Source organism: Streptomyces yerevanensis (assembly GCF_000716805.1).
Lineage (GTDB): Bacteria > Actinomycetota > Actinomycetes > Streptomycetales > Streptomycetaceae > Streptomyces > Streptomyces flaveus.
The window spans coordinates 1-16589 of record NZ_JNWJ01000096.1 but is presented as its reverse complement, the minus strand read 5'-3'; the positions used below and the strand labels follow the sequence as shown (position 1 = coordinate 16589).

The 16589-nt window shown below is 71.2% G+C and carries 11 protein-coding genes; 6 read left to right on the top strand and 5 right to left on the bottom strand.

Going from position 1 to position 16589, the window contains the following annotated elements:
- Together OP79_RS45870 and OP79_RS45865 are read right to left on the bottom strand one after the other, a co-directional pair.
- The coding region (locus OP79_RS45870; RefSeq protein ID WP_033329141.1) for a (2Fe-2S)-binding protein at window positions 1-498 on the bottom strand (498 nt) is incomplete at its 3' end.
- Window positions 499-609: 111 nt separating this feature from the next.
- Entirely contained in the window at window positions 610-1908 is a 1299-nt protein-coding gene (locus OP79_RS45865) for an MFS transporter (protein ID WP_106972652.1), read from the bottom strand.
- A 155-nt stretch (window positions 1909-2063) separates the two neighbouring features.
- On the opposite strand from OP79_RS45865, the gene OP79_RS45860 reads away from it, so the two are divergent.
- On the top strand, window positions 2064-2984 hold the full coding sequence (locus OP79_RS45860; protein ID WP_033329137.1) for a helix-turn-helix transcriptional regulator: 921 nt from the start codon (window positions 2064-2066) through the stop codon (window positions 2982-2984).
- A gap of 236 nt (window positions 2985-3220) precedes the next feature.
- Here OP79_RS45860 and OP79_RS45855 read toward each other — a convergent pair whose 3' ends face one another.
- Complete coding sequence (locus OP79_RS45855) at window positions 3221-4120, bottom strand: LysR family transcriptional regulator (protein WP_033329136.1); 900 nt, start codon at window positions 4118-4120, stop codon at window positions 3221-3223.
- Window positions 4121-4296: 176 nt separating this feature from the next.
- Between OP79_RS45855 and OP79_RS45850 the strand changes: the two genes are divergently transcribed.
- Genes OP79_RS45850 through OP79_RS45835 form a run of 4 tightly spaced genes read left to right on the top strand, consistent with a single transcriptional unit; the run spans window position 4297 to window position 10625 of the window.
- Entirely contained in the window at window positions 4297-7416 is a 3120-nt protein-coding gene (locus OP79_RS45850; RefSeq protein WP_033329135.1) for a DUF3604 domain-containing protein, read from the top strand.
- Window positions 7404-8426, top strand: coding sequence for a glycine betaine ABC transporter substrate-binding protein (locus tag OP79_RS45845; protein WP_051745691.1), 1023 nt, complete (start codon window positions 7404-7406; stop codon window positions 8424-8426). Before OP79_RS45850 ends, OP79_RS45845 begins: the two co-directional genes overlap by 13 nt.
- Complete coding sequence (locus tag OP79_RS45840) at window positions 8423-9667, top strand: quaternary amine ABC transporter ATP-binding protein (protein WP_211271007.1); 1245 nt, start codon at window positions 8423-8425, stop codon at window positions 9665-9667. The genes OP79_RS45845 and OP79_RS45840 overlap by 4 nt, the downstream gene beginning before the upstream one ends.
- Window positions 9660-10625: an ABC transporter permease gene (locus OP79_RS45835; RefSeq protein ID WP_211271006.1), complete on the top strand. Its 966-nt coding sequence runs from the start codon at window positions 9660-9662 to the stop codon at window positions 10623-10625. Before OP79_RS45840 ends, OP79_RS45835 begins: the two co-directional genes overlap by 8 nt.
- A gap of 94 nt (window positions 10626-10719) precedes the next feature.
- Here OP79_RS45835 and OP79_RS45830 read toward each other — a convergent pair whose 3' ends face one another.
- The gene (locus OP79_RS45830) at window positions 10720-13692 is read right to left on the bottom strand and encodes a SpoIIE family protein phosphatase (RefSeq protein WP_033329133.1); all 2973 of its coding nucleotides are present in this window, start codon (window positions 13690-13692) and stop codon (window positions 10720-10722) included.
- Window positions 13693-13891: 199 nt separating this feature from the next.
- Between OP79_RS45830 and rutA the strand changes: the two genes are divergently transcribed.
- Window positions 13892-14956: a pyrimidine utilization protein A gene (gene rutA / locus OP79_RS45825; protein ID WP_033329132.1), complete on the top strand. Its 1065-nt coding sequence runs from the start codon at window positions 13892-13894 to the stop codon at window positions 14954-14956.
- A gap of 41 nt (window positions 14957-14997) precedes the next feature.
- Here rutA and OP79_RS45820 read toward each other — a convergent pair whose 3' ends face one another.
- Complete coding sequence (locus tag OP79_RS45820) at window positions 14998-16389, bottom strand: sulfatase family protein (RefSeq protein ID WP_033329131.1); 1392 nt, start codon at window positions 16387-16389, stop codon at window positions 14998-15000.
- Window positions 16390-16589 lie beyond the last annotated feature (200 nt).

The window sequence follows — 16589 nt, the reverse complement described above, 5'->3', positions numbered from 1 at the left end:
CGTGCAGTAACCGCACTGGAAGGCGTCCTCGTCGATGAACGCCTGCTGCAGCGGGTGCAGTTCGTCGCCGTCGGCCAGGCCCTCGATCGTGGTGACCTCGGCGCCCTCCAGACGCACCGCGAGTGTCAGGCAGGAGTTGACCCGATGGCCGTCGACCAGCACGGTGCACGCACCGCAGGCCCCGGCGTTGCAGCCCTTCTTGGAGCCCGTCAGGCCGAAGTGCTCGCGCAACAGATCCAGCAGCGAGGTGCGGTTGTCCACCGTCACGGTCCGGCGGGTGCCGTTGACCGTCAGGGAGACGCGGCTGGAGGGCGGCTTCCCAGCGGCGGTCGCTTCCTCGGGGCCGGCGAGGAGCGTCCCTCCGATCGTGCCTCCCGCGACAACAACACCTCCGACCGCGGTGCTGGTGGCGATGAAGGTACGCCGAGTGGGAGTTGGTGAGGATTCGCCGGCTCCGGTGGGGGGTGGGAAAGCAGACTCAGGGAGTTCAGTGGACATAGGTACGCCTTCGCATGACGGACGGGTGGTCGTACACAACAGCGGGACAGGTGGCGAGATCGTCGTCACCGCGGGGAACGGGAGCTACCGCACGCTCTTGAGAGCCCTCTGTCACCCTCCCCGCGGGCGGTCGGCGGACAAGGGGCAGATGTCTCCTGCGACTTCTGAGGCGGCGGGTGGCGCGGAACGACGTCGGTTGTGGGTGACGGCGATGGTGATCGTGGGGATCAGGGTCAGTGCCGCGATGACGGTGCCGACCACGGCGGGACCGGTGGCCCCGAGCGTCGAGTCGAGGGCGAGGCCCGCGATCCAGGAACCGGCCGCGGTACCGAAGTTGAACGCCGAGACGGTCAGAGCAGACCCCAGAGTGGGCGCCCGGCCCGCGAAGCGGACGGCCAGCGAGATCAGTACCGGGTTGGCGCCGAGCCCGAACAGGCCCAGCAGGGCGACCAGCACGACCGTGGGTGCGGCAAAGCCGGACAGCAGGCAGAGCGCCAGCAGCAGGACCGTGGTCGCCGCGGCCGCCATGATGGTCGTCGCATGCGGGCGGACGTCTCCGAGACGGCCCCCGACGAGGAAGCCGGCCAGGGCGCCGGCCCCGAAGCCGCCGAGCACCAGCGGCACGAGGCCGGCGGCAAGACCCGCCCGGTCGGTCAGCAGCGGCGAGATGTAGGTGTACGTCGACAGCACACCGCCGGTCGTGGTCGCGCAGGCCGCCAGCGCCAGCCAGAGGCGCCCGGAGCGCAGAGCGGACAGCTCGGAGCGGATGGACACCGCCTGGTGGTCGGGGCCGTCATGAGGAACGTGGCGGGCGATGAGCCCCATGGCGGCCGCGCCGAGCACCGCCAGAGCCCAGAACGGTCCCCGCCAGCCCGCGAGTTGCCCGGCGAAAGCGCCGAGCGGCACGCCGACGACATTGGCGAGCATGGCGCCCGAGCCCACCACGCCCAGGGCGCGGGAACTCGCGGCGGGCCCGGCGGCGCGTGCGGCCACCACGTTGGCCACGGCCCAGAACGCCCCGGTCGCGAGCGCCGTCAGAAACCGTGCCGCCAGCAGCAGCGCGAAGCTGGAGCCGAGCGCGACGATGACATGTCCGACGGCGAAGACGCCAAGGGCGAGCACCAGCGTCAGCCGCCTGGGCAGCCGCAGCGTCAGCATCGCCATCAACGGCGCGCCGACGATCATTCCGACGGCGAAGACCGTGATCAGCAACCCTGCTCGGGCCACGCTCACCCGCAGGTCGCCCGCCATCTCCGGCAGCAGCCCCGCGACCACGAACTCCGTCGTGCCCATCAGGAACGTGCCGAGCGCCAGCACATACACGACGGGCGGGAGCCGGGTGGGCGAACGCTCGCGGTCTTCGACACGCATGTCGCCGGGCGCGTCGAAGGCTCCTGCTCGCGTGCTCATTTTCCATCTCCAGAAGGGGGCCGTGCTCCAGAAGGGGGCCGTGATCGGGCTGTCGACCCCACGAAACCGGCTGCGGCGCGCGCGGAGAAGGTCGCGTTTATGGGGGGTATAACTTCAACCTCCCTCCGCGGCGGTCCGTGGCTACCGTGGAGGGCATGGACCACCGACCCGGCGACCGCGCCGACCATCGCGCCGACATCCGGGACTTCCTCGCCAGCCGACGCGCCAAGATCACCCCAGAACAGGCCGGGCTGCCCACCAGCGGCCGGCGCCGGGTTCCGGGACTGCGGCGCGAGGAGGTCGCCGTTCTCGCCGGTGTCAGCACCGAGTGGTACACACGCCTGGAGAAGGGCCACATCGGCGGCGTCTCCGAGGACGTTCTCGACGCGGTCGCCCAGGCACTGCGGCTGGACGAGGACGAGCGCACCTATCTGTTCGACCTGGCCCGAGCGGCCCGGCCCGCCCGCCGCAGGCCACCCCGCCGCAAGGACGTCGGGGTTCCGCCCGCCGTCCAGTGGATGCTCGACTCCATGACGATGTCCGCCGCCTTCGTACGCAGCGGCCGAGGGGACATCGTCGCGAGCAACGCGTTGTGCCGAGCCCTGTACGCGCCGATGCTCGACAGCGACACCACCGACGAGCAGGGCCGCGCCAACTTCCCCCGCTACTTCTTCCTCGACCCGGGCTCCCAGCACTTCTTCGTCGACTGGGACCATGGCGCGAACGCCACCGTCGCACTGCTGCGCGCCGAAGCCGCGCGCGAGCCCCACGACCGGGTCCTGCGCGAGCTCATCGGCGAACTGTCCACGCTCAGCCCCGAGTTCCGCACCAGGTGGGCCAGGCACGACGTCCGCATCCGCCACGAGGGTGTCAAGCGGCTGCAGCACCCCGAGGTCGGCCGCCTGGAGCTGACCTTCCGCGCTCTGGACCTGCCTGTGTCCAACCGGGCGGTGCACGAACTGACCTTCTACACCGCCGAGCCGGGCACCGCCGACGAAGACCGGCTCAAGCTCCTCACCAGCTGGGCAGCAACACAGCCCCCGGCCACAGAGCCCACCCGGCATAAGAGTCGCTGACCGCCTGCATCCGGCCGTCGGCCACCGGCGGCCGGCAGAGGCCCGCCTCGCTCTCACCGCGCCGTCCGGTCGGCCGGCTGAGCATCTCGGAACTCGCCGCCCACCGGCAGTTCGCGGACAGCAGCCACATGAAAGCTGCGGGACCTGAGGAAACATCCCCGTCGTACTGGACGGATCGCTGACGGCCGTCGCTCCTGGTGGAAGGTTCCTCACAGCATCGCGGCCGGGCCGGGACGCTACTGAACAACAGGCCCCTTCGGAGCCGCGCCCTGGCGGCACAGGTCCACGAACGCGGTGGCCGCGGGCGACAGTTGCTCGCAGCGCCACATCATCACCGCGCTGCGGACCAGGCGCGGCTCGGTCAGCATGACGACCGCGCCCCGGCCGGCCGCGTCCTCCGCGAGCCGGCGCGGCAACAGGGTGGCTCCGGCGCCGGCCAGGACGAGGGGGACGATGGCGGCGCGATGCGGGGTCTCGACCGCGACGCGGGGCGGCTTGCCGTCGACGGTCAGTACGTGGTCGACGAGGGCGCGCATGGCGGTGCCTTCCGGTGTCGAGATCAGTGGAAAAGCCGCCAACGCGGCGACGTCCACGGCCTGTTGGCCGTCCTGCTGGGCCCCCGGCGGCAGCACCGCGAAGAACTCCTGCTCGGGCAGGCGCAGATGGTCAAGGCCGTCCAGGCCGACCGGGGACTCGGCGAGCCCCAGTTCGCACTCACCCGTGAGGACCATCCGGGTCACCGCGTCATCGTGTTCGGGGTCCGTGACCCGGACGTCGACCAGCGGGTGCCGTTCCCGGAACTGGCCGATCAGCTCGGCCAGCGGGTCGACCGCGAGCGTGGTCAGCGCGACGATGTCGAGCCGTCCGCCGACCAGTCCGACCACGGCGTTCACCGACGCCCGCGCCGTGGCGAAGTCCCGCAGCACCTGCTGCGCCGGGCGGACCAGCGCCTCACCGGCGGCCGTGAGGCCGACACCGCGGCCCAGCCGGTGGAACAGGGGCGTACCGAGGTCGCGTTCCAGCGCCCGGATCGCTTGCGACAGGGAGGGTTGCGCCACCCGCAGACGGCGGCTGGCGTTGGTGAACCCCCCGCTGTGAACGATCGCTAGAAAATATTCCAGCTGGCGACGTTCCATAGGCGGATCCTATGTGAATTGTCAAGAACTGGTCTTCCTTCACCGGGCTCAGCCGTTGTGCGGATCACTGCCGGAGCGGGATCGTTTCCCGCCAAGAGGCGACGGTGCCTTCACCTCTTCCCCGCCGGTCTTTCACCGCCCTGAAGGGACGCCTCCTGATGATGAGTTGCTGCGGCATGGACCACCACCAGGCGGGCTATACCGAGAGCCAGCGCAGGGACCTCGACCGTGTGCTCGCCTTCAACCGCCGCCTGGCCACGGCGATCGACGACTGTACGGACATCTCGGCCGTGGTCGCGGTCCTGGACCCCGATCCGCTGCGCTACATGTGGGTCGACGAGGGCGGCGGGCGGCTCACCGAGTATTTGACCGCCGCCGAGCGGGAGTTGAGCACCGCGGGCCGGCTCGAGGGCCACCGCAGGCTGCCCGGCCGGGCGGTGTGCGCACCGCGGTCGGCGGCCCGCCCGGCGGTCGCGGCGGCGGACGACGGCCGGGTCCTGTACGCGTGGATCGAGTGGCAGGACGAGGTCGGGGAGCGCGTCGTCGCCGCGCTGGCGGACGGCTCCGGTGCCGAGGCGGTGCCGGTCGTGCTGAACGACGAGCCGTCCGACTGTTTCCGGCCATCCGCCGCCTTCGACGCGGAGGGCGCCGCCTGGGTCTGTTACGGGCGGGCGGACGCGGACGGCCACGTGGACGTGTGGGCCCATCGCTTCGAACCCACCTCGGGGTGGAGCGCCGCGGAGCGGGTCGGTGGGACCAGCCACCCGTCGTTCAACCAGGAGATCGTCGCGCACGCGGACGGCGGCGTCGAGGTGGTGTGGCAGGGCCCGCACGGGTCCGGCTTCGGCATCTGGTCCCGGCGCCTGCGGGACGGGGCGTGGGGCGGGGTCCGGCTGGTCAGCGAGGGCGCGGCGGGCAACGCCTGGGATCCGGCGGTGGCGGCTCTGCCGGACGGCGGCAGCGCGTACGCGTGGTCGGAGTACGTGGCCGGGTCGTACCGGGTCGTCGTGTGCGTCGCGGACGGCTCGGGGGTCCTGGGGCCGGTACGGCCGATGAGTTCGGGTACGGACTACGCACTGCACCCCAGCCTCGCGGTGACCGCGGACGGCGGGCTCTGGTGCGCGTTCGACGTCATCGCCGTGCACGGACACGGCGGTTCAGGGCCGACCCGGCTGCGGCCGGCGGCCGAGCTCGCCGAGGCACCGGGGGTCATCGGCATGCGGGACAGCGGCGACTCCGTACCGCCGGAACTGCTGCCCGAGGTGACGGCGTCGCTGCGGGTCGTGCGGGTGACGGAGGACGGGCTGCTGGAGGCCGACGGCGTACTGGCCGAAGGGCTCGACGTCGTACCGGGCGGGCTGCCCCGGCTGGCCGCGGACGCGTACGGCGGGCTGACCGTCGCCTACCGCACCCACCGGCGGCTGCCCCTCATGACGTACTACTGGGAGGTCGCCGCGCAGACGCTCGGCCCCGACGGCTGGTCCCGGCCGGTCACCTTCGGTGGCAGCGACGGGACACTGGAAGAGGTCGCGGTGGCGCGCGCCGGGGACGGTGTGCTGCTGGCCTGGCAGACCGACGGCCGTCTGGAGCGCAGCCTCACCTGGACGGAGGGCTTCGGCGGCCGGGAATGCCCGAACCTGCTGGAGCACCTGGGGTCGGTGGTCTGGCACGGGATGCACGGGGTCGGCGCGATCAGCTCCGCGGTCCTCCCCGCCGACGGCGGTCCCGCGCACGCCGCACGCCGCGTCCCGGTGGTGGCCAGCAGCGACCGCCGTGAGACCCGCTCCTGGGCCGGCACCCCCAGCCCCCGCTACCGCACCGAGGCCGACGGCCGCGAACTCACCCTGTACTGGGGCGACTTGCACCGCCACTCCCTGGTCAGCCGGTGCACCTCCGGTGACGAGCCGTCGCTGGAGGACTTCTACCGCTACGGCTGGGACGTCTGCGACTACGACTTCTGGGCGGTCACCGATCACTCCGAGAACAGCAGCGCCTACCAGTGGTGGTCGATCCAGAAGATCGCCGACCTCTTCCGGGTCGACGACCGCTTCGTGCCGATGTACGGCTTCGAATGGACCGGCAACACCGGGCACCAGAACGTGATCTACGGTTCCGAGGAGCGCGGCGCGCCCATCTACTCGTCGTTCGCGGCCGGTTCGCAGACACCGGACGAGCTGTGGGCGAGCCTGCGACGCCATCCGCGCTATCCGGCGCTCACCATCCCGCACCACCCCGGCTCGGCGATGATCCCGTACGACTGGGACTACCAGGACCCGGAGTTCCTGCGCCTGGTGGAGGTCTTCCAGGCGTGCCGCGGCAACTACGAGCAGCAGGGCTGCTTCCGGCAGTACTCGGACGGGACGCTCGACGGGACATTCGTACTGGACGGGCTGCGCCGGGGGCACCGCTTCGGGCTGATCGCCAGCTCCGACCACGGCAACGGCGCGAGCTACGTCGGCGCGTTCGCCGAACGGCTCACCCGGCAGGGCGTGTTCGACGCCCTCCAGGCCCGCCGGGTGTTCGGCGCGACGACCCGGGACGTCATCGTCGACGTACGGGTGGGCGGCGCCTTCATGGGCGGCGAGATCCGGCGCGACGGGCCCCTCGAGATCGAGGTCTACGCTCGCGGCTTCCGGGATCTCGCGCGGATCGAGCTGGTCCGGGGCGGCGAGACGATCCAGAGTCTGGCGCCCGACCCGGGCCTGCCGGAGGGCTGGGTGGAGCTGCCGCTGCGCGTGGAGTTCGGGCAGAGCGGCGTCACCACCGACTGGAGCGGGAGCCTGCGCATCGACGGCGGCACGATCGTACGTACGCCGTTCTGGAGCCCCGAAGTCACCCTGGCCGACGACCACGAGGTGCGCTGGACGGCGCACACCAAGTCCTTCGGTGAGCCGTACGGTTCGCAGCGCGGCGGGATCGAGCTGACCCTGACCGGCCCGCCCGAGGCCACGGCCGTCCTGGAGACCGCGCAGGGCGGCATGACCGTCGCGCTGGGCAAGCTGCTGGCCGGGGCGGTCGACATGCCGGGCGGGGACGGCGGGCGACTGCGCCTGGGCCGTGGGACCGGCGGGCTGACCTCGCTCGGCGGGACCGAGCGGCGGCTGACGTGGACGGACGATCCCGGCGGCGCCGCGTACTACTACGTACGAGTCATCCAGATCGACGGCGAGATGGCGTGGTCATCTCCCGTTTGGGTGGACCCCGAAGAGCCGACGGGGCGTGAACCCGCTACCGCTTCCCTCCTTCGGAACCGCTTCGCCCTTCGAACAGGAGAACGTGCCCCATGTACCCCCTGAATCCCATACTCCCCAGACGTAGCAGATCCCGCTCGCGCGGACGGCTCACCGCCGTCCTCTCCTTCGCCCTCACGTTCCCGCTGCTGCTCGCGGGCTGCGGCGGCGGCAGCGACGACTCCAGCTCGTTCGGGGCCGGCTCCGGCTCCGGCGGCGACTCGCCCGCCGTCCGTCTTGTCCAGCAGCCCTGGGCGGACCTCGTCGTAGAGAACCAGATCGTCAGCGACATCCTCACCAAGCTCGGCTACTCCCCCTCCGTCCAGGAGGTCGCGGTCCCGCTGGGCGCCCAGGCGCTGTCCACCGGCAAGGCGGACGCGTACCTCGGCAACTGGTGGCCGTCGCAGGAGAGCGTGTACGGCAAGATGATCGACGACGGGTCGGTCGCGGTGTCGGGCACCGTGCTCACCGGCACGCAGTACGCCCCGGGCGTCCCCGGGGCGATGGCGAAGGAGCTGAAGATCAGCTCCCTCGCGGACCTCGACGCCAAGGGCGACCTGTTCAAGCACGAGATCCTGGGCATCGAGCCGGGCACGCCGGGCAACCAGGCCATCCTCGACGCGATCAAGAAGGACGCGTACGGGCTGGGCGACTGGAAGCTGGTTCCGAGCAGCACCGAGGCCATGCTCGCCGAGGTCACCCGCCGGGTCGCCAAGGACCAGCCGGTCGTCTTCCTGGCCTGGAGTCCGCACTGGATGGTGGTGAAGTGGGACGTGACGTTCCTGGCCGACCCGCAGAAGGTCTGGCCCGGCGCCGGCGAGATCCGCACGCTCACCCGGTCCGGGCTGAAGAAGGAGGACCCCAACGTCGTCCGCTTCCTGTCCCAGGTCAGCACCGACGCGGCGACGGCATCGGCGTGGATCGACGCGTTCGACAACAAGAAGCAGTCGGCGAAGGAGATCGCCGCGGCATGGATCGACGCACACCCGGAGGACGTCAAGAAGTGGCTCTCCGGCGTCAAGACCGTGGACGGCAAGGACGGTGCCGCGGCGGTGCTCGGGGCTGACGCGTCATGAGCCCAGGACTCCCGACGGCGCAGTCCCCGGCCCCGCCCACGGAGGCCACGACAGCGATGATCGAGGGCTCCGGCCTGAGCAAGGTGTACGGACTCTCCGAACCCCGGGCGGCGGCCCTGCTCCAGGGCGCCCACCCGGCGCCGTCGATCGCCGCGGCCGGGGGAAACCTCGCCGTCCACGACGTCGCGTTCACCGTGGACCAGGGTGAACTCTTCGTCATCATGGGCCTGTCCGGCTCCGGCAAGTCGACACTGCTGCGGATGGTCAACCGACTCGTCGAGCCCTCGTCCGGGACAGTGCACATCGACGGCGCCGACGTCACCGGCATGGAGCCGGCCGCCCTGCGCGAGCTGAGGAACCGTCATATCAGCATGGTCTTCCAGCACTTCGCGCTGCTGCCGCACCGGACCGTACGGGAGAACGCCGCGTACGGGCTGCAGATCCGGCAGCTTCCGGTGAGGGAACGGCTGGAACGGGCCGACGCGGCACTGCACCAGGTGGGCCTGGGGGACCGCGGAGACGTACGCCCCCACCAGCTGTCCGGAGGCATGCGGCAACGGGTCGGTCTGGCCCGCGCGTTGGCGACCGACGCCGACATCCTGCTGATGGACGAACCGTTCAGCGCACTGGACCCGCTGATCCGGCGGGACATGCAGGATCTGCTGCTCCGGCTCCAGGCGGAACGCCGGCGCACCATCGTCTTCGTCACCCATGACCTCAACGAGGCCATGCGGATCGGCGGACGGATCATGGTGATGAAGGACGGCCGCGTCGTGCAGTGCGGTACCGGACCGGAGATCCTCTCCTCGCCCGCCGACGCGTACGTGAGCGACTTCGTCTCCGACGTCGACCGGTCCCGGGTGCTGACCGCCGGCGCGGTGATGCGGCCCGCGCTGCTCACCGCGACCGTCGACGAGGCACCCGCGGCCGTCCTTGACCGGCTGGCGAACGCCGAGGCGAACGGCGTCTTCGTGCTCGGCGACGACGGGCGGCTGCTCGGCGTCGCCCGGGACGAGGACCTGGCCGCCGCCCTGCGGGACGGTGAGCCGGACATCGCAGGGCGGGTGGCGGACACGTTCGATGTGGTGCCCCCGGACCTGCCCCTGTCGGACCTCCTCCACCTCGCGGGCCGGAACGTCGTGCCGGTCACGGTCGTGGAGGACGGGCGGCTGCTCGGTGTCGTGCCCAGGGCGGCCATCCTGTCCGCCATCGCCATGCCGGGGAGGAGCGGTCGTGCCTAGGATCCAGGTCGGGCAGTACGTCAACGACATGATCGAGTTCCTGCTGCGCCACCTGGGCGGGGTGTTCGACGGGCTGGCGTCGGCGGCGACCTCGGCGGTGGACGCCGTGTACTGGGTCGTACACACCCCTCCTTCCGGGGTGATGATCCCGGTCTTCGCCGTCATCGCATGGCTCGCGACCCGCCACTGGCAGCTCGTGGTCTTCACGGTCCTGGCGTTCCTGCTGGTCGACTCCATGGAACTGTGGACGGCGACGATGCAGACCCTCACCGTCGTACTGATCGCCGCGACCGCGGCCGTCGTGATCGGCGTGCCGATCGGGATGTGGGCGGCCACCAGCGGCCGGGTCAGCGCGGTGGCGCGGCCGGTGCTGGACTTCATGCAGACGCTCCCGGTGTTCGTCTACCTCATCCCGTCGGTGTTCTTCTTCGGCATCGGCGTCGTGCCGGGCGTCGTGTCGACGACGGCGTTCGCCATCCCTCCCGCGGTACGGCTGACCGAGCTCGGCATCCGGCAGGTCGACCAGGAGATCGTGGAGGCCGCGCACGCCTTCGGGTCCCGGCCCCGGCAGGTGCTGCGGCAGGTGCAGCTGCCGCTCGCCATGCCGTCCATCATGGCGGGCGTCAACCAGGTGATCATGCTGGCGCTGTCCATGGTGGTCATCGCCGGCATGGTGGGCGCGGGCGGGCTCGGCGAGGTCGTGGTGCGCGGTGTGACGCAGCTCGACATCGGGGCCGGGTTCGAGGGCGGACTGTCGGTGGTGATCATGGCGATCTTCCTCGACCGGGTCACCAGCGGCCTCGGGACACCGGGGCTCCGCCCTCGACGGCTGTGGCTGCGCCGCCCGGCGGCGACCGCCACCTCCTCCTCCGACTCGGTGTCGGCGGACCATGAGTCCGCGGACCTGGAACCCACGGTCGCGGGCGCCGGGGACCTGGTGAAGGGAGCGCCCTCCTGAACCTCCGCACTCCGGCCGCACCGGAACCGGGCGATGAGCACACCGCCCGGCAGCCGACCGGATGAGCGTTCCGTGCGTTCCAGGACGCGTGGGCCTACAGGCTCTGGTCCCCGAAGGGGAGCGCGTCCAGGTCTCCGTCGAAGTCCCCTGTGTCCAGGAACGTCAGGTCCAGGGGAGGGAGCGGCGGTTCTTTGTGGCTGTCGGGGCCGAGCAGGGCCTGTTCGGTCCAGATGCACTTCCCTGTCGGCGTGTAGCGCGTGCCCCAGCGTTGGGAGAGCGCCGTGACCAGTTGCAGGCCGCGGCCTCCCTCGTCGGTTTCCGTCGCGCGGCGGATGCGAGGCATCGTCAAGCTGCCGTCGAAGACCTCGCAGATCAGCTCGGCGCCGTGCAGCAGGCGCAGGCGGACCGGGCCTTTGGCGTGGCGTACGACGTTGCCCACGAGTTCGCTGGCCAGGAGTTCCGTGGTGGGTGTCAGGCCGTCAAGGCCCCAGGCGGAGAGCTGCTCGCGGACGTGGCGGCGGGCCTGGCCGGCCGCTTTCGGGTCCTCGGGGAGCGGCCAGGAGGCGATCTTGTCGCCGGTCAGGGCGTGCAGGCGGGCGACGAGGAACGCCGCATCGTCGGCCGCCTGGTGCTCGGTGGGGAGCAGCCCCTCCGTCAGGGTGTCGCAGAGGCGCTCCAGGTCCGCGTCGGTGCCGTCCTCGTGGGCGGTGCGCAGGAGCCGGGCCAGTTCCGCCATGCCCTCGTCGATCTCCCGCTTCGCCGACTCGACCAGGCCGTCGGTGTAGAGGACGAGCAGGCTTCCCTCGGGGACGGTCAACTCGACCGTCTCGAACGGCGGTTCCGCGGCGCCCAGCGGCGGGTCGGCGGCCAGCTCCGGGAAGTGCACGGTGCCGTCGGGGCTGACGAGGGCGGGCGGCGGGTGCCCGGCGCGGGCTATGGAGCAGACCCGGGTGGTGGAGTCGTAGAGCGCGTACAGGCAGGTGACGTACGACTCCTCGCCCATGCCGCCGACGATGTCGTTGAGGTGGCTCATGATCTCGTCGGGGGGCAGTTCGAGGTCGGCCAGGGTGTGGACGGCGGTGCGCAGCCGGCCCATCGTGGCCGCCTCGGGCAGGCCGTGGCCCATGACGTCGCCGACGACGAGGGCGACCTGTCCGCCGGAGAGCGGGATGATGTCGTACCAGTCGCCGCCCACGTCCATGCCCTGCCCGGCGGGGAGGTAGCGGGCGGCGGCCGTGCACGCGGGCAGGTCGGGCAGGCCTCGGGGAAGCAGACTGCGCTGGAGTTCGCGGGACCGGCCGTGCTCGGCGTCGTAGAGCCGGGCCCTTTCCAGGGCCTGCGCGACGAGGGCGGTGATCGTGGTCAGCAGGGTGCGCTCCTCGTCGGTGAGGCGGCGCGGACGGTCGAAGGCCACGACGCACACCCCGAACGTGTGGCCGGACGCGGTCAGCGGCAGAAACGCCCAGGCCTGTTTGCCGGCGTGGCCGGGCAGGTCGGCCCGTCCGGGGTAGCGCGTGGCGAATTCCTGCGGGGAGGACAGGAACAGCGGCGTGCCGGCCAGGACCGCGTCCCAGAGCGGGTTGGGCTGGACCGGCTCGCGGCTGTCGAGCAGGTCGAGGAAGTCTTCCGGATAGCCGACGGATCCGACGTTGCACAGCCGGTCGCCCTCGCGCACCTGCACCACAAGGCCGGTGGCGGCGAACGGCGGCAGCACCCGCCGGGCGACCGCGTCCACCACGTCCTGTGAGGTCGTCGCCTTGGCGAGTGCCGTGGTCAGCTCCGTGATCCGGGCCGCTCGTTCGGACGCGGCGCGTTCGGCCACCCGGTGCTCCTCCGCGAGGCGCCGCTTCTCGGTGACGTCGGTGAGGTAGAGGGTGCGGCCGTCGGGTCCCGGCACGAGCCGCAGGTGGTAGCGGCGCCCGCTGTCCGGCACGTGTATGTCGAAGCCGGCGGGCTTCTCCTCGGCCGCGGCCCGTCGGCAGCGGCTCTCCAGTCCGGGGACCTGCCGGGCGGAGGGCAGGTCCCACAGGGTGCGGCCGAACAACTCCTCCTCGGAGAAGCCGAGCGTGCGTTCCGCCTCCAGGTTGGCGAAGGTGATCCGCCATGCGTCGTCCACCGCCAGGAAGCCGTCGCTCATGTGACGCAGGGCCCGGCTGAGCGCGTCACGGGCGGTGCGGGGCTCATTGCTGTCCCAGCCCACGCCGATCATCCGGTGGGCTTCGCCCTGTTCGTCGTACGTCGCCCTGCCACGGGCCTGGGTCCAGCCCCAGGTTCCGTCCAGTTTGCGCACCCGGTACTCGGCCTCGTACACGCCGTGCTCCCGGATCGCCCCCTGCGCCGCCGCCAGCGTCGGCGCCAGGTCGTCGGGGTGGACGATCCTCATCCAGTTCTCGATCTTGCCGGTGAAGTCCTCGGGCCTGGTGCCGTAGAGCTCCAGGGCCGCCTCGTCCCAGATCAGGTCGCCGGTCTGGATGTTCCAGTCCCACGAGCCGACGCTGACCTCCTTCATCGCCTGCCGCAGGCGCTCTCCGCTCAGCTCCGTCTGGGAGGGCCCGGACGGCGGCGGCGCCTGCACCATGCGCTCCTCGGTCCAGGCGATCACGGCTCGCAGGAAGTCCCACTGCTCCGGGGTGGGCTCGCCCCCGTCGCCCATCAGGAGGGTGAGCGCGCCGATGCTGCGGTCCCCGCTGAACACCGGCAGGGCGGCCAGGCCGGTGCCGGGCCACGTGACGTCCGCCGCTTCCGCCGGAAGTCCGGCCGGATCGGGGCGGCCGGCCGGGTCGGCGAGCCCGTCGGATTCCAGCGGCACCCATACGCCACTGCCCTGGTGCAGGGCACGGGCCGGGGCCAGCGGGCCCTCCTGGTCGAGGATCTCCCAGGGGCGGGTGAGAGCGGGAGGGAGACCGGCCGCCGACACCAGGCGCAGCGCGGACATGGGGCCACGAAGATGAACCGTTCCGCCCAAGGCGCCCAACTCGCCCACCGCATGCTGGAGTGCGAGCCGGAAGAGTTCACTTTCCGCGACACCGGGGACAACCGTGCTCAGCAAAGCCAGCCGTGCGTTCATGCCGCGGACCTTATCGTTCTCATCTCGGTCAAAACCACGCTTCGCAGGATTCTCACGCTCATCCCCGGGCGGCGCCACAGAGTATCAACAGCGGTGAAGGTGAAGGGAGTTGGCTGAGCACATCGTCAACTCCCGGCCGTGTAACGGGAGTAACGCTCCAGCCCCGTGTAACGGGCCTCCCCACGGGCAACCTGGCGGCATGGATATCGGCGTCTTCATCCCCATCGGCAACAACGGCTGGCTCATATCGAAGAGCTCCCCGCAATACATGCCCACCTTCGAACTGAACAAGGCCATCGTGCAGAAGGCCGAGGAGCACGGGCTCGACTTCGCACTGTCGATGATCAAGCTCAAGGGGTTCGGCGGCGAGACCGAGTTCTGGGACCACTGCCTCGAGTCGTTCACGCTGATGGCAGGCCTGGCCGCCGTGACGGAGCGCATCAAACTGTACGCCTCGACACCGATCCTCGTCCTGCCGCCGGCGATCGTCGCGCGCATGGCCGTGACGGTCGACTCGATCGCCCCCGGCCGGTTCGGCGTCAACATCGTCACCGGCTGGGCGCCCGGCGAGTACTCCCAGATGGGCCTGTGGCCCGGGGACGAACACTTCGGCAACCGCTATGCCCGGGCCGTCGAGTACGTCACCGTGATGAAGGAGCTGTGGAGCGAGGGCGTCAGCAACTTCAAGGGCGAGTTCTACGAGATGGACGACTGCGTGCTGTCGCCGCGGCCGGCGAACGGGCACATTGACATCGTTGCCGCGGGCCAGAGCAACACCGGAATGAGATTCGCCGCCGAGCACGCCGAGTACAACTTCATCCTGGGCAGCGGTGTGAACACCCCGCTCGCGCTCTCGGACACCACGGCCACGCTCGTGGACGCGGCGCGGGAGACCGGCCGCGACGTCGGAGCGATGTCGCTGTTCATGGTCATCGCCGACGAGACCGACGAGGCCGCCCAGGCGAAGTGGCAGGACTACCACGACAACGCCGACCGCGCGGCGCTGACGTACATGGCGGGAGAATCGGCCACGGACAAGACCGCCGACGACTCCTCGACCGCCCGCACCATCTCGCTTCCCGAGGGCGCCGTGAACTTCAACATGGGCACGCTCGTCGGCTCGTACGAGACCGTCGCGAAGATGCTCGACGAGGTCGCCGGGGTCTCCGGAACCAAGGGGATCATGCTGGTGTTCGACGACTTCCTCGAAGGCATCGAGAACTTCGGTACCCGCGTCCAGCCACTGATGCGGTGCCGGTCGTGAAGTCCCGCTCATGACCTGGCGGAGCCCGCCCCGCCTGCCGTTCAGCCCCGCTGGTGACCGAAGCGAGCACCTTTCAGGGTGAGGCCGTGCACGGCGGGGTCCACGCGGCGCTGGGGGTGGGTGCGCACCGGGGCGGGCTCGATCACCGACGGGGGCTCACCCGCCTCCACCATCCGGCGCAGCAGCCGTTCGCGCAGGTCGTCGGCGAGGTCCCGGTGGGAGGCCAGGCCGACGAGGTTGTCCAGCTCGTAGGGGTCGTGGGCCAGGTCGTACAGGGCGGTCTCGGTGTAGCGGTCCGCCGACGGCCGGCGCCACGGGTCGGCGTCGGGCGCGCTGACGTGGTACTTCCAGCGGGAGGTGCGGATCGCCCTGCCGCACTCGGCCTCGCTGATCTGGATGTACGCCTCGTCCGGCCACTCGGCCCCGGGATCGCGGACCAGGGGCAGGAAGGACCGCCCCTGCATGTCGTCGGGCACCCCGATCCCCGCGGCGTCCAGCAGCGTCGGGGCGAGGTCCATGGTGCTGACCGGGGTGTCGATCGCCCGTCCGCCGTCGAAGCCGGGGCCGCGCACGGCGAGCGGCACCCGCACGGAGCCGTCGTGGCAGGAGCGCTTGTACTCGTCGTTGCGCGTCTTGAAGTGGTTGCCGTGGTCGGAGGTGAACGCGACGATCGTGTCGTCGAGCAGGTCCATGCTGCGCAGTGCGTCCAGCAGTCGGCCGAGCCCCTCGTCGACGCGGCGGATCTGCCCGAGGTAGCCGCCGATGTGGCGGTGCGCCGAGCCGCCGGAGGCCGACAGGGCGGCGAGGTCGGGCGGCATCCAGCGGCCCTGGTAGCGCTGCGCGTAGCCGTCCGGCGCCGGGTAGCTGTCCACCTCGTTCTGGTGGTGCGGCTCGATGAGGGAGCAGAAGAGGTAGAACGGTTCGGCGTGGTGGTCGGCGGCGTAGCGTACGGCCGCGTCGAACAGGGCGTCGGAGCGGTAGCCGGGCAGGAGAACCGGTATGCCGCCCTCGTCGTACATGACCGTCTTGTACGCGTCGGAGGTGAACTCCAGGGTGTTGGAGCCCAGCCAGGAGCCGTAGCCACCACGCTGTTCGGGCGGTACGGGGTCACTGTCCGCCAGGTGCCATTTGCCGAGGTAGCCGGTGGCGTAGCCGGCCGCGCCGAAGTGGTGGGCGAGGGTGCGGCTGTGCTCGGGCAGGGGGATGCCGTTGCGGAAGCAGCCGGTGGTCGTCGGGTACTGCCCGGTCTGGAGGGCAGCCCGCGCCGGGGCGCACACCGGCTGCGGGGTGATCGCCTGCACGGCGTGCGTGCCGGTGCGCGCCATGCTGTCGAAGTTGGGCGTCAGGTCGAGCGGGTTGCCGTGCGCCCCCGTCGTGTCCCAGCGCTGCTGGTCGGTGAAGACGACGATGACGTTCGGGGGTCGTACCGGCATGGCGCTCCTTCGGTTCGCATAGCTGGTCACGACCGTCTCAGGTCGAGCCGCGACCGAAGGAGTAGACGCCGAGTTCGAAGGTCATGGCGGGGTCCTGGCCTCAGGTGGCGCGGCTCTCGGTCTGGGCTGCGGGGCAGGGGCTGCGGGTGGTGCGGGTGGAGGCCGAGGCCGGCTCGGGCATGAACGGCCACCGGGGCCAC

Bases quoted from the DNA above. Each gene is read 5' to 3' on its own strand.
- OP79_RS45855 (WP_033329136.1), bottom strand. From the start codon at position 4,120: ATGGAACGTCGCCAGCTGGAATATTTTCTAGCGATCGTTCACAGCGGG.
- OP79_RS45850 (WP_033329135.1), top strand. From the start codon at position 4,297: ATGGACCACCACCAGGCGGGCTATACCGAGAGCCAGCGCAGGGACCTC.
- OP79_RS45845 (WP_051745691.1), top strand. From the start codon at position 7,404: ATGTACCCCCTGAATCCCATACTCCCCAGACGTAGCAGATCCCGCTCG.
- OP79_RS45830 (WP_033329133.1), bottom strand. From the start codon at position 13,692: ATGAACGCACGGCTGGCTTTGCTGAGCACGGTTGTCCCCGGTGTCGCG.
- OP79_RS45860 (WP_033329137.1), top strand. From the start codon at position 2,064: ATGGACCACCGACCCGGCGACCGCGCCGACCATCGCGCCGACATCCGG.
- OP79_RS45865 (WP_106972652.1), bottom strand. From the start codon at position 1,908: ATGAGCACGCGAGCAGGAGCCTTCGACGCGCCCGGCGACATGCGTGTC.
- OP79_RS45820 (WP_033329131.1), bottom strand. From the start codon at position 16,389: ATGCCGGTACGACCCCCGAACGTCATCGTCGTCTTCACCGACCAGCAG.
- rutA (WP_033329132.1), top strand. From the start codon at position 13,892: ATGGATATCGGCGTCTTCATCCCCATCGGCAACAACGGCTGGCTCATA.
- OP79_RS45840 (WP_211271007.1), top strand. From the start codon at position 8,423: ATGAGCCCAGGACTCCCGACGGCGCAGTCCCCGGCCCCGCCCACGGAG.